Here is a 12,687-nt window from a genome sequence, read left to right on the forward strand (position 1 = left end):
ATCGTGGCAGGCACCACCCCGGCCGCGGAGGGCATCACCAACCCGCCGATCGACGCGCTGCTCGACATCGTCGACAGCAAGTACTCCCTGGTGATCATGGGTGCCAAGCGCGCTCGCCAGATCAACGCCTACTACTCCCAGCTCGGCGAGGGCCTGCTGGAGTACGTCGGGCCGCTGGTCGAGACGCACGCCCAGGAGAAGCCGTTGTCCATCGCGCTGCGCGAGGTCTCCGAAGGGCTGCTCAACGCCGAGCCCATCGAAGGCGCGGCCTGACCTCTTCGATGCAGGTCGTCCTGGGCGTCAGCGGCGGCATCGCCGCGTACAAGGCGTGTGAGCTGCTGCGTCTGTTCACCGAGTCCGGGCACGAGGTGCGGGTCGTGCCGACCCGCGAGGCCCTGAAGTTCGTGGGCGAGCCCACCTGGGCCGCCCTGTCGGGCCACCCCGTGTCACCGGAGGTGTGGGACGACGTCCACGAGGTGCCCCACGTGCGCATCGGCAAGCGGGCCGATCTCGTCGTGGTGGCACCCGCCACGGCCGACGTGCTGGCCAGGGCCGCGCACGGGCTGGCGGGCGACCTGCTCACCAGCACGCTGCTGACGGCCACCTGCCCGGTGGTGTTCGCGCCCGCGATGCACACCGAGATGTGGCAGCATCCCGCCACCCGGGCCAACGTCGCGACGCTGCGCGAGCGGGGCGCCGTCGTGATCGACCCGGCCGTGGGCCGGCTCACCGGCGCCGACACCGGTCCCGGGCGGCTGCCCGACCCCGCCGAGATCTTCCAGCTCTGCCTGCGCGTGCTGCGCGGCAGGCCCCTCGACCTGTCCGGGCGCAAGATCGTCGTCTCGGCCGGGGGCACCCGCGAGGCCATCGACCCCGTGCGCTACATCGGCAACCGCTCCTCCGGGCTGCAGGGTTACGCCCTGGCCCGCACGGCCGCCGCGCGGGGCGCCGAGGTGACGCTCGTGGCGGCCAACGTCACGCTGCCCGATCCCGCCGGGGCCACGGTGGTGCGGGTGGAGTCCGCGAACGAGCTGCGCGAGGCCGTGCTGGCCGCCACCGCCGGGGCCGACGCGGTGGTGATGGCCGCCGCCGTGGCCGACTTCCGGCCCGCGACCCGCCACGACGCCAAGATCAAGAAGACCGACGGCGCGCCCGAGGCCATCCACCTGGTCAAGAATCCCGACATCCTCGCCGAACTGGGCGAGCGCCGCCGCGCCCACGGCGGGCCCACGGTGCTCGTGGGGTTCGCCGCCGAGACCCACGACGTGCTTGCCAACGGGCAGGCCAAGCTCGCGCGCAAGGGCTGCGACCTGCTGGTCGTCAACCAGGTGGGGGAGGGGCTGGCGTTCGGCACCCCCGACAACGCGGCCACCGTGCTGGTGGCCGGCGGCGAGCCGGTGGAGGTGCCGTTCGGGCCCAAGGAGGACCTGGGCGACGCCGTGTGGGACCTGGTGGCCGCGCGCCTCTCCTGACTCACCACTCAAACGCCACAGAATCGTACAAAGCGTTCAGAGGCCATTACTCGATCACCTGTTGCAACATCTCACTATGCCTGCGGATACTTGGGGCGAAGGGGGATGGAATGCCGGTGGGTTCCGCAGTCAGGGATCGGTGCAGGACGTTGCTCGGCGACCAGGGGGAGATCCACTATGTCTTCCCCGCGTTCTCCGAGGGGTCGGCAGGGGCAGGACACTTCTTGATCGTGGTCACCGACGTGGCCATATCCGTACTGGCCACCAGGACGCTCAGGACCGACAGGCCGGTCTCGGTGTTCGCGGAGTTCCCGCGCCGCACCAGGCTCGGCCCCATCCATCCTGGGAACGTTCTCGAGCTTGGCTCGATGGTGTTCGAGTTTGATGAGGAGTACGCCGCTGTGGTGTCGGCCGCCGACGCGGAGGTCTTCACTCCGGAGATCCTTCCGGCCGATCCGCTGCCCGACCTGTAAGGGGAGACATATGGTGGACAGTTTCGCGACCTGGCGCCGGGTAGGGCTAGACTTCGGCGAGGCCCGGCCACGCCTGTCGGTGCAGGGTCTTACATCCGTCAGCAGCCGCTGCATGAGGAGCCACTGAGTTGTCACGTCGCCTGTTCACATCCGAGTCGGTCACCGAGGGCCACCCGGACAAGATCGCCGACCAGATCAGTGACGCGATTCTCGACACCATGCTCAAGGACGACCCGAAGAGCCGGGTCGCCGTCGAGACGCTGATCACTACCGGCCAGGTTCACGTCGCAGGCGAGGTCACGACCGAGACCTACGTCGACATCCCCGGCGTCATCCGGGAGAAGATCCTGGAGATCGGCTACGACGCCTCCCACAAGGGCTTCGACGGCGCCTCGTGCGGCGTGTCGGTGTCCATCGGCGCGCAGTCGCCCGACATCGCCCAGGGCGTCGACGACGCCTACGAGCACCGCGTCGGCGGTGACGGCGACGAACTCGACCGCCAGGGCGCCGGCGACCAGGGCCTCATGTTCGGCTACGCCTGCCGTGAGACCCCCGAGCTGATGCCGCTGCCGATCACGCTCGCCCACCGGCTGGCCCAGCGCCTGTCCGAGGTGCGCAAGAGCGGCACCGTGCCCTACCTCCGTCCCGACGGCAAGACGCAGGTCACGATCGAGTACGACGGCGACACCCCGGTCCGCCTCGACACCGTCGTGGTCTCCACGCAGCACGCCGCCGAGATCGACCTCAAGGAGATGCTGGCGCCCGACATCAAGGAGCACGTGGTCGACCCCGTGCTCGCGGGCCTCGACATCGACATCGAGGGCTACCGGCTGCTGGTCAACCCGACCGGCCGCTTCGAGATCGGCGGCCCGATGGGCGACGCCGGCCTCACCGGTCGCAAGATCATCATCGACACCTACGGCGGCATGGCCCGGCACGGTGGCGGCGCCTTCTCCGGCAAGGACCCGTCCAAGGTCGACCGCTCCGCCGCCTACGCCATGCGCTGGGTCGCCAAGAACGTCGTCGCGGCCGGGCTCGCCGACCGCTGCGAGGTCCAGGTGGCGTACGCGATCGGCAAGGCCCAGCCGGTGGGCCTGTTCGTCGAGTGCTTCGGCACCGAGAAGGTGCCCGTGGAGAAGATCCAGGAGGCCGTGCTCCAGGTGTTCGACCTGCGCCCGGCCGCGATCATCCGCGACCTCGACCTGCTGCGTCCGATCTACTCCGAGACCGCCGCCTACGGGCACTTCGGCCGTGAGGGCTTCTCCTGGGAGTCCACCGACCGCGCCGAGACGCTCAGGACCGCCGCCGGTCTGTGACCTGACGGCCTGCTGAAACATCGCAGCGGTGCCGTCCCCTGAGGGGGCGGCGCCGCTTCGCGTGCCCGCCGCCTTACCGCGCCGCGTTCGCCCTGGGGCGCGGCGGCTGTTCGTGTGCGCGGGTTCCGGCCCGTCGCGGCCCGTCGCGGCTCATCGTGGCTCGTCGCGGCGTGGGCGAGGGCGGGCGTCTGGTAGACGTTATGCGTGACCCGCTCCTCCGACGACGCGCTCCTGCCGCTCGAGGCCGTGCGGCCCGCGACGTCGTCGAAGGACACCAAAGGGGCGCCCGTCCCCGCGCCCGAGAACCCCGTGGCCAGGGTGGTCGTCGACAGCCCGCTGCCGCATCTCGACCGCCCCTTCGACTACCTGATCCCCGAGGCCGCCCACGAGAGCGCCGCGCCCGGGGTGCGGGTGCGGGTGCGCTTCGCGGGCAAGCTCGTGGACGGGTTCCTGCTGGAGCGGGTGGCCGAGAGCGCCCACGAGGGCAGGCTCACCCCGCTCGAACGCGTGGTCTCACCCGAGCGGGTGCTCACCCCGGAGATCGCCGCGCTGGCCAGGGCGGTCGCCGACCGGTACGCGGGCACCCTCACCGACGTGCTGCGCCTGGCCGTCCCGCCCCGCCACGCCAAGGCCGAGTCGGAGGCACGCCGAACCGACCCCGGCGACCCCGACCCGGTCGAGCCCGTGCCGTCCGGCGCCTGGGACGCCTACCCCGCCGGCCCGTCCTTCCTCGACGCCCTGCGCGACGGCCGCGCCCCCCGGGCCGTGTGGTCGGCGGTGCCCGGCGCGCGGGGCTGGGCCGCGGCCGTCGCCGAGGCCGTGCGGGCCACGCTCGACGGCGGCAGGGGAGCGGTCGTCGTGGTCCCCGACGGCAAGGACGTGGCGCTGGCGGACGCCGAGTTCGGGCGGCTGCTCGGCCCCGGCAGGCACGTGGCGCTCACCGCCGACCTCGGCCCGGCCGAGCGCTACCGGCGGTGGCTGCGGGTGCTGAGAGGCGAGGTCAGGGCCGTGGTCGGCACCAGGGCCGCGATGTTCGCCCCCGTCGCCGGCCTGGGCCTGGTGGTGGTCTGGGACGACGGCGACGACCTGCACGCCGAGCGCCTGGCCCCCTACCCGCACACCCGCGAGGTGCTCGGCCTGCGGGCCCACCGGGCCGGCGCGGGCATGCTGATCGGCGGCTACGCGCGCACGGCCGAGGCCACCCAGCTCATCGCGAGCGGCTGGGCCAGGCCGATCGTGGCCGCCCGTACGACGATCAGGGGCCTGGCGCCCCGCGTACGTCCCGCGGGCGAGGACGCGGAGCTGGCCAAGGACCAGGCCGCCCGGCAGGCCCGCCTGCCCAGCATCGCCTGGCGGGCCCTGCGGCACGGGCTGGAGCGCGGCCCCGTGCTGGTCCAGGTGCCCAGGCGCGGCTACCTGCCCGCGCTGGCCTGCCACCACTGCCGCGCCCCGGCCCGCTGCGTGCTGCCGCCCACCCGCACCGCCCCCCAGGACCACGTCCACGCGCTCCCGGCCGGCCAGGCGGCGTTTCCGCTGGGCGGTGACGAGCGGACGCGTCCGGACGGCCCTGGGCCGATCGCGTTGGGCGGCGATCAGGGTCAGGCTCGTTCGGGCGGCGATCAGGGTCAGGCTCGTTCGGGCGGCCTCGCGCCGTTCCCGGCGGGCGGTCCGGGACACGCCCGGCCGGACGAGCTCGGGCCGGTCCCGACAGGCGGGCCGTTGTGTCATGGTCCGCTGGCGCTCAGGGGCGGCCACGCGGCCCCGTACTGCCGCTGGTGCGGCCGGGTGGACGCCGGCTGGCGCTGCCCGTCCTGCGGCAGCCCGCGGCTGCGCGCCGTCGTCACGGGCGCTCGGCGTACGGCGGAGGAGCTCGGCCGGGCCTTCCCCTCCGTGCCCGTGCGCACCTCGGGCCGCGACGGCGTGCTGGCCACCGTTGCCGACACCCGCGCGCTGGTCGTCGCCACCCCCGGCGCCGAGCCCGTGGCGGAGGGCGGCTACGCGGCGGCCGTGCTCCTCGACGGCTGGGCGCTGCTCGGCCGGGCCGACCTGCGGGCGGCCGAGGAGACCGTGCGCCGGTGGATGAACGCCGCCGCCCTCCTGCGTCCCGCGGCCGAACTGGTGGTGCTGGGCGACGCCGCGCTGCCCGCCGTGCAGGCGCTGCTGCGGTGGGACCCGATCACCCACGCCGAGCGCGAACTCGGCGACCGCACCGAACTGGGCTTCCCCCCGGCGGTGCGGATGGCGACGCTCACCGGCGCGGCGAGCGCGGTCCGGCAGATGCTCGACGAACTGCGCCTGCCGCCCGACGCCCAGGTGCTCGGCCCGGTCCCGGTGGACGAGTCCGGTCAGGAACGCGCGATGATCCGGGTGCGAAGGGCTGGTGGGGCCGCGCTGGCGGCGGCGCTCAAAGGGGCCAGCGGGGTGCGTGCGGCCCGTAAGACGCCGGATGTCGTGAGGGTGAGTGTCGACCCACTCGACCTGATTTAGACCATTTCCCCGATTCGCTCATCCGTTGGACAGCCGTTAGCGTGCCCCTGTGTCGATCGAATGGGTGAACCAGGCCATCGACGACCTGCGCGCATGGGGGCGCGCGCGGGAAGTCGAGGTGGACGCGGACGAGGTCCGCCTGCTCTGCGACTACGCCAGCGACTACCTCAACGTCAACGAACTGGGTGATTTCACTCCCGAGACCTTCGACGAGCTGCTGCTGTCCATCTACCCGCGCAAGGTCATCGCCCCTCCGGAGAGCGCGCCGGAGACCATCGCCGCCGCCCGCACCCTCGTCGCGTTCCTCGCCGAGGGCGGCCGGGTGAGCGGCGGCACGGCCGGGCGGATGCGCGAGCGGCTCGACGACATCGCGCCCCGCCTGCCCGAGGCCCTCGCCGACACCTCCAACTTCGGCATGGCCAAGAGCCTGTTCAGCTCCATCGGCCCCGAGTCGCTCGAGCAGTCGGTCGCCATCCCCTCGGGCGAGCTGCCCGACCTGGGCGAGGCGCCCTGCGACTGTCCGGGCTGCACGCCGCTGCCCGCCGTACGGCTGGCCGCGCCGGAAGACCTGCTGGCCGCCCTGGAGAGCGTCCCGGCGCTCGCCGACGAGCCGCTGACCGGCGACGACGACCCGCTGACCGCCTGGGCGCGGCGCGTGGCCCACCTGATCGAGCACGACACCGGCGGCGCGGTCACCGGTTCCGCGGAGCTCGACGAGGGGCTCTACGACCTGTTCGACATGCTCTACCGGCTCCAGGTGCGGGTGCCCCTGACCGTGATCGGCGACTACCTCGACGAGATCGCCGGCGAGGGCGAGATCGACCTGCCCGCCGTACTCGGCCGGCTGGAACACGGCGGCCTGCTGCGCCTTTCCGGCGACTGCGCCGAGCTGACCCCGCTCGCCGTCTGGGCGCTGCGCGAGCACTACCTCTCGCTCGGCATCGACGCCCCGCAGGGCCCCGACCTGGCCGAGACCGACGCGCGGGGGCTCATCGAAGGGCTGCTCGAAGGCATCCCGACCGAGATCGCCGAGGACGACATCACCCGCTGGCTGTCCGGCAGGGACCCCGCGCAGGCCGCCGCCGAACTCCTGGCCGCCGCCTCCGGCGCGCCCGCCGTGGCCCGCGGCATCGCCGTCACCATCGTCGACCGGCTCGACGCCGGGGCCGAGCCCTCCGTCCGCGACCACCTCGACGACCAGGAGCTGCGCCCGCACGCCATCCACTGGCTGGCCGCCAGGAGGCTGCCCGCGCCGCCGCTCACCCAGGACGAACTGCTCTGGGTCAGCGTCGATATGCTGGCCCTGGCCATGCCCGCGGCCGAGGAGGATCCCGAGATCTTCGCCGAGAACATGGCCGCCTCCGGCCCGCCCGCCCATCTGATCGAGGAGATGTGGCGGGTCGACCACCCCGACGTCGTCGAGGTCCTGGAGCTGCTGGGACGTTCCATCCCCGACGGTACGGTGGCCAAGGCGGCACGCAAGGCGGCCTTCAAAGCCCGCTCCCGAGCCATCCGTTGAGTACGCTCATGTGAGCGGTGTGCAGTAAGTTTCGTGGGTGGCAAACAATGTCTTCGACCTCGCCGAGCTGCGCAAGCTGATCGATGAGCAGGCCGCCGTGCCTCCACGGCCCCCTGAGGAGACTCCCGTGGAGCACGAGGCGCTGACCTTCCCGCCGGTGCTGCTGGTCTCCGACGCCGAGCTGGCCAGGGCGGTGCCCGTGGTGCCGCTGGTGGCCGACGCCATCAGGCTCACCACGTGGGCGGGCACCCGGCAGGTCACGCCCGGCGGGCACCTCGCCGAGGCCGACACCGAGGCCGCCGCCGCCGAGCTCGGCCTGCGCGCCGCCCGGGTCCGGCTCATCTGGATCGTCGCGGTCAACACCGGCCTGGTGCAGATCCTCGGCGGCCGGGCCTCGCGGGGCCCGCTGTCGATGCAGCTCACCGTCGAGGCCACGCTGGAGTTCTGGGACGGCGTGGTCATGGACGTCCTCGACCGCGCCGACGAGGGCCTGACCGGCTCCGCCGTCGTGGACGGCCACCTGGCCGAGATGCTGGCCACGATCTACTCGGTGCGCTCGGGGGTCGCCACCGCCAACCTCGCCCGCGGCATCCTGCAGTCCCACGAGGTCGCCTGCGCGCCCGGCGCCGCCGAGATGCGCAAGATCGCCGCCGCGCTGCCCGCGGAGCTCCTGGAGGCCCTGTCGCTGCTGGCGTACTGCGGCCTGGTCGAGCAGACCGTCGCGGGCCGTACCGCGCTGACCCCGCTCGGCGTCTGGGCCGTGCGCCGCGACCTGCTGCGCGAGGGGCACGACGCGCCGACCGCCGCCGAGGTGGAGGTGTTCGCCGACCTGTCGGCGGCCGAACTGGTCGACGCGCTGGTCAAGGGCAGCGCCACGCAGAGCGCGGTGGCCGGCTGGCTGGAGCGCCGCCCGCCCGAGTCGGCCGCCCGCGACCTGATCGAGATCGCCGCCTCCGGCACGGCCGGCCGGCGCGGGGCCGTCGGAGCGATCCTCGAGGAGCTCGGCCCGGAGGCCGAGGCCCCCGTCAGGCAGGCGCTCGACCACCCGCTCATGCGCCGCTACGCCGCCTCCTGGCTGCACATCCGCGACCTCCAGGCCCCCACGCTCAGCCCCGAGGACCACACCTGGCTCGCGGTCGACTCGCTGGCGGCCCTCATGCACCTGTCGGGCCCGGCCGCCGGCCGGCTCGACCCGCCGGAGCCCGGCGAAGACCTGATCAAGCTGGTCGGCGAGATGCCCGCGGTCGGCCACCCCGACACGATCGCCGTGCTCGACATGCTCGCCACCGCCCACGACGACAAGGCCGTGATCAAGGCCGCGCGCAAGGCCGCGATGAAGGCCAGGTCGCTCCAGCACGTCCGCCAGGGCGGCTAGACGAGCCACCTGATCGGGCCCGCACCTGCACTAAACTGGGCTGATCCACGTCTGAGAACGGAGTGACCCCCTTGGCGATCCAGTCGATCCGGCTGTTCGGAGACCCGGTGCTGCGCACCCCGGCGGCCCCTGTCGTCGACTTCGACAAGGAGCTGCGCAAGCTGGTCAAAGACCTCACCGACACGATGATGGACGCCCCGGGCGCGGGCCTGGCGGCCCCCCAGATCGGCGTCGGCCTGCGCGTGTTCACCTACTACGTGGACGACCAGGTCGGCCATCTGATCAACCCCGACCTCGACCTGTCCGCCGACCTCGACGAGGAGGGCGAGGAGGGCTGCCTGTCCTTCCCCGGCCTGTCGTTCCCCACGCCGCGGGCGGTCCGCGCGGTGGCCAAGGGCTACACCATGCACGGCGAGCCGGTCACGCTGGAGGGCACCGACCTGATGGCCCGGTGCTTCCAGCACGAGACCGACCACCTCGACGGCATCCTGTTCATCGACCGGATGGACCCCAAGCAGCGCAAGCTGGCCATGAAGGCCGTGCGCGAGGCGGAGTGGAGCGGCCTGTCCGCCCCCGTGATCAAGGTCTCCCCGCACATCACCGGCGGAAGGGCGCTCTGAGCATGCGTCTGGTCTTCGCGGGCACCCCCGAGACGGCGCTGCCGTCGCTGCGGGCCCTGATCGACTCGCCCCGCCACGAGGTGGTGGCGGTCGTCACCCGTCCCGACGCGCAGTCGGGCCGCGGGCGCAGGGTGCACCCCTCGCCGGTGGCCGAGCTCGCGGAGGAGTCGGGCATCGAGGTGCTGCGCCCGCAGAAGGCCGGCGACCCCGCCTTCCTCGACCGGTTGCGGGCGCTGGAGCCCGACTGCTGCCCCGTGGTCGCCTACGGCGCCCTGCTGCCGCAGTCGGCCCTCGACGTGCCCCGGCACGGCTGGATCAACCTGCACTTCTCGCTCCTGCCCGCCTGGCGCGGGGCCGCGCCCGTCCAGCACGCGATCCTGCACGGCGACGAGATCACCGGGGCGAGCACGTTCCAGATCGTCAAGGAGCTCGACGCGGGCCCCGTCTACGGCGTGGTGACCGAGGAGGTCCGGGCCGCCGACACGAGCGGCACGCTGCTGGAGCGGCTGGCGGTCTCGGGCGCCGGGCTGCTCGCGGCCACCCTCGACGGCGTCGAGGACGGCGCGCTGGAGCCCCGTCCGCAACCCGCCGACGGCGTCACGCTCGCGCCCAAGATCTCCGTCGCCGACGCGCGGGCCGACTGGGGCCGGCCGGCCATGCACCTCGACCGTCTCGTCAGGGCCTGCGCGCCCAACCCCGGCGCCTGGACGGAGTTCCGCGGCCAGCGGGTGAAGCTGGGCCCGGTGCGGGTGGCCGAGGGCGAGCGGCTCGCGCCTGGCGAGATCGTCGCCACCAAGACGTCCGTGCTGGTCGGCACGGCCACCGACGCGGTGGAGCTGGGCGAGGTGCAGCCGCAGGGCAAGCGGCTGATGGGGGCCGTGGAGTGGGCCCGCGGGGTCCGTCCCGAGGGTGACGAGGTCTTCAAGTGACCGCCGGGGGCATTTCGCGGCAGGCCGCCTCCCGGGGCGTGAGTGAGAGTTCGAGGGCATGAAGACCACGGGGCACCAGGGGTCCGGCGGCAGTGGCGGCGGCAGGAGCGGTGCGGGCAGGCCGCGGCGACCGGCACGCGACCACGCGCGCAACGCGGCCTACGACGTCGTACGCGCGGTCGACGAGCGTGACGCCTACGCCAACCTGCTGCTGCCACGGCTCCTGCGCGAGCGCGGCATCAGGGGGCGCGACGCCGCGCTGGCCACCGAGCTGACGTACGGCACCCTGCGCGGGCTGGGCACCTACGACGCCGTCATCGAGATGTGCAGCGACCGCGAGCCCGACCCCGACGTGCGCGACGCGCTGCGGCTCGGCGCCCACCAGCTTCTGCGCATGCGCGTCCCCCCGCACGCGGCCGTCGGCACCACCGTCGACCTGGTGCGGCTGCGCATCGGGCAGGGGGCCGCCAAGTTCGCGAACGCGGTGCTGCGCAAGATCGGCTCCAGGAGTCTCGACGAGTGGGTGCCGATCGTGGCGCCCGACCCTGCCGACGACCCCGTCGGGCACCTCGCGGTCGCCCACGCCCATCCCCGCTGGATCGTCTCGGCCTTCCGCGACGTGCTGGGCGCGTCCGACGAGCTGGCCGAACTGCTCGACGCCGACAACGCCCGCCCGCTGGTGACGCTCGTGGCGCGGCCGGGGCGCAGCTCGGTGGAGGAGCTGGAGGACGCCGGGGCCCTGCCGGGCCGGTACTCCCCGTACGCGGCCTACCTGCGTGAGGGCGACCCCGGGCAGATCGAGGCCGTGGCCGAGACCCGCGCGGCCGTCCAGGACGAGGCCAGCCAGCTCGTGGCGCTCGCCCTCACCCGCGTGCCGGTCGGCGGCGACGGCGAGGAGCTGTGGCTCGACATGTGCGCCGGGCCCGGCGGCAAGGCGGGGCTCCTCGACGCCATCGCCACCTACGGCGACCTGGCCGGGCTGAGCGCGGAGGCCCGCGGGCGCGGGGCCGGGAACCTGAGCGCGGCCGAAGGACCTGGCACGGGCGGGGGGCCGACGCCGGGCCCCGCGCCGGTCGGGGCGACCGGTGCGGAAGGTCCAGGGGCGTTCCCCGGCGGCGCGCGGTTGCTGGCCGCCGACGTCCAGTACCACCGGGCACGGCTGGTCTGGGAGACCACCAGGACGGCATCGGTGGTCACCGTCGACGGCACCGAGCCCGCCTGGCGGCCGGGAACGTTCGACCGGATCCTGCTCGACGCGCCCTGCACCGGGCTCGGCGCGCTGCGGCGGCGGCCCGAGGCACGCTGGCGGCGCGACCCCGCCGGCATCGCCGACCTGGGCAAGCTGCAGCGGCGGCTGCTCGGGACGGCACTTGACGCCCTGCGGCCCGGAGGCGTCGTGGCATACGTCACCTGTTCGCCGCACCTGGCCGAGACCAAGGTCGTGGTGGGCGACGTCCTGGCGCGCCGGACGGACGCCGAGCAACTGGACGCCCGCGCGTACCTGCCGGAGGTCGAGGGGCTCGGCGACGGGCCGCACGCCCAGTTCTGGCCGCACCGGCACGGCACCGACGCCATGTTCCTGGCCCTGCTGCGCAAACAGCCCTGACCCACCCGAAGACCAGCACCCGCCGACCACGCGAGGCTTCACGGCCGGCCGGCCGGGTGCTCGGGCTGCCCGGTGGCCGGTGCGCCGGTGGGTAGGTCGCCTGGTGCTTCTGCGGTGGGTGTGGGGAAGTGGGCGGCATGCGTTCTCCGTGGAGAGCTGCGGCTGTTGTGGGTGTTCGCGTGGCACGCGGCCGGTGCGTGTGGTGCGATCGACGTTGTGGATCTTCTGGACGACCTTCACCTGGCGGAGCTGGAACCGATCATCTGGCTCCAGGGCCTGCCCGACGCTGTCCGCCCCGTGATGGAGCTGGTGTCGGCGCTCGGCACGGACACGTTCTTCCTGCTGTGCCTGCCCGTCCTGTACTGGTGCGTCAACCCGGGCTTCGCCCTGCGGCTCGGGCTCGCCGTGCTGGCGTCCGCCGCCACGAACGCGATCGGCAAGTACGCCGGCCACCAGCCCAGGCCGTACTGGATCGACGGCAGGATCCACCCGTTCTCCGCCGAGGGCGCGTTCGGGATGCCGTCCGGGCACGCGCAGACCGGCACCGCGGGCCTGGGACGGCTGGCGGCGGCGGTGGCGCGGCCGTGGGCGTGGTGGGCGGCCGGGGCGATGATCGCGGTGGTGTGCGTGAGCCGGGTGTACCTGGGCGTGCACTTCATCTCCGACGTGGTCGCCGGCGTGCTGCTCGGGCTGGCGGTGCTGCTGCTCGTGCGGCGGCTGGAGCGGCCGGTGACGGAGTGGTGGCGGGGCCGGGCGCTGTGGGCGCAGCTCGCCGCCTCCGCGGCCCTGTCCGCCGCGCTGCCGGCCGGGGCGGTGCTGGCCAACGCCCCGTACGCGGGGTGGGCGGTGCCGGAGAGCTGGGGCGGGGCGGGGACGATCGACCCCCAGAG

11 protein-coding genes are annotated in these 12,687 nt (G+C 73.8%); all 11 read left to right on the plus strand.

Going from position 1 to position 12,687, the window contains the following annotated elements; translation table 11 throughout:
• Positions 1–3: 3 nt before the first annotated feature.
• Positions 4–273, plus strand: a complete 270-nt coding sequence (gene rpoZ / locus FAF44_RS30550) for a DNA-directed RNA polymerase subunit omega (RefSeq protein WP_080041099.1) — start codon at positions 4–6, stop codon at positions 271–273.
• 8 nt (positions 274–281) lie between these two features.
• Positions 282–1,472, plus strand: a complete 1,191-nt coding sequence (gene coaBC / locus FAF44_RS30555; protein WP_237106765.1) for a bifunctional phosphopantothenoylcysteine decarboxylase/phosphopantothenate--cysteine ligase CoaBC — start codon at positions 282–284, stop codon at positions 1,470–1,472.
• Between the two features lie 110 nt (positions 1,473–1,582).
• Entirely contained in the window at positions 1,583–1,945 is a 363-nt protein-coding gene (locus FAF44_RS30560) for a hypothetical protein (RefSeq protein ID WP_237106766.1), read from the plus strand.
• Positions 1,946–2,073: 128 nt separating this feature from the next.
• Positions 2,074–3,261: a methionine adenosyltransferase gene (gene metK / locus FAF44_RS30565; protein WP_237106767.1), complete on the plus strand. Its 1,188-nt coding sequence runs from the start codon at positions 2,074–2,076 to the stop codon at positions 3,259–3,261.
• A 246-nt stretch (positions 3,262–3,507) separates the two neighbouring features.
• Complete coding sequence (locus FAF44_RS30570) at positions 3,508–5,748, plus strand: primosomal protein N' (protein ID WP_237106776.1); 2,241 nt, start codon at positions 3,508–3,510, stop codon at positions 5,746–5,748.
• 49 nt (positions 5,749–5,797) lie between these two features.
• On the plus strand, positions 5,798–7,267 hold the full coding sequence (locus FAF44_RS30575) for a hypothetical protein (protein WP_237106768.1): 1,470 nt from the start codon (positions 5,798–5,800) through the stop codon (positions 7,265–7,267).
• Between the two features lie 37 nt (positions 7,268–7,304).
• Entirely contained in the window at positions 7,305–8,642 is a 1,338-nt protein-coding gene (locus FAF44_RS30580) for a hypothetical protein (RefSeq protein WP_237106769.1), read from the plus strand.
• Positions 8,643–8,713: 71 nt separating this feature from the next.
• The gene (gene def, locus FAF44_RS30585) at positions 8,714–9,262 is read left to right on the plus strand and encodes a peptide deformylase (protein WP_272895228.1); all 549 of its coding nucleotides are present in this window, start codon (positions 8,714–8,716) and stop codon (positions 9,260–9,262) included.
• 2 nt (positions 9,263–9,264) lie between these two features.
• Positions 9,265–10,191 (plus strand): methionyl-tRNA formyltransferase, encoded by a 927-nt coding sequence (fmt, locus tag FAF44_RS30590; protein ID WP_237106771.1) that lies wholly within the window; start codon positions 9,265–9,267, stop codon positions 10,189–10,191.
• Between the two features lie 58 nt (positions 10,192–10,249).
• Positions 10,250–11,797, plus strand: a complete 1,548-nt coding sequence (locus FAF44_RS30595) for an RsmB/NOP family class I SAM-dependent RNA methyltransferase (protein ID WP_237106772.1) — start codon at positions 10,250–10,252, stop codon at positions 11,795–11,797.
• Positions 11,798–12,013: 216 nt separating this feature from the next.
• The coding region (locus FAF44_RS30600; protein ID WP_237106773.1) for a phosphatase PAP2 family protein at positions 12,014–12,687 on the plus strand (674 nt) is incomplete at its 3' end.

This window comes from Nonomuraea sp. MG754425 (assembly GCF_021699195.1).
GTDB lineage: Bacteria > Actinomycetota > Actinomycetes > Streptosporangiales > Streptosporangiaceae > Nonomuraea.

Coding starts and splice junctions, on each gene's coding strand:
- coaBC (WP_237106765.1), top strand. CDS start 282: ATGCAGGTCGTCCTGGGCGTCAGCGGCGGCATCGCCGCGTACAAGGCG.
- fmt (WP_237106771.1), top strand. CDS start 9,265: ATGCGTCTGGTCTTCGCGGGCACCCCCGAGACGGCGCTGCCGTCGCTG.
- FAF44_RS30560 (WP_237106766.1), top strand. CDS start 1,583: ATGCCGGTGGGTTCCGCAGTCAGGGATCGGTGCAGGACGTTGCTCGGC.
- FAF44_RS30595 (WP_237106772.1), top strand. CDS start 10,250: ATGAAGACCACGGGGCACCAGGGGTCCGGCGGCAGTGGCGGCGGCAGG.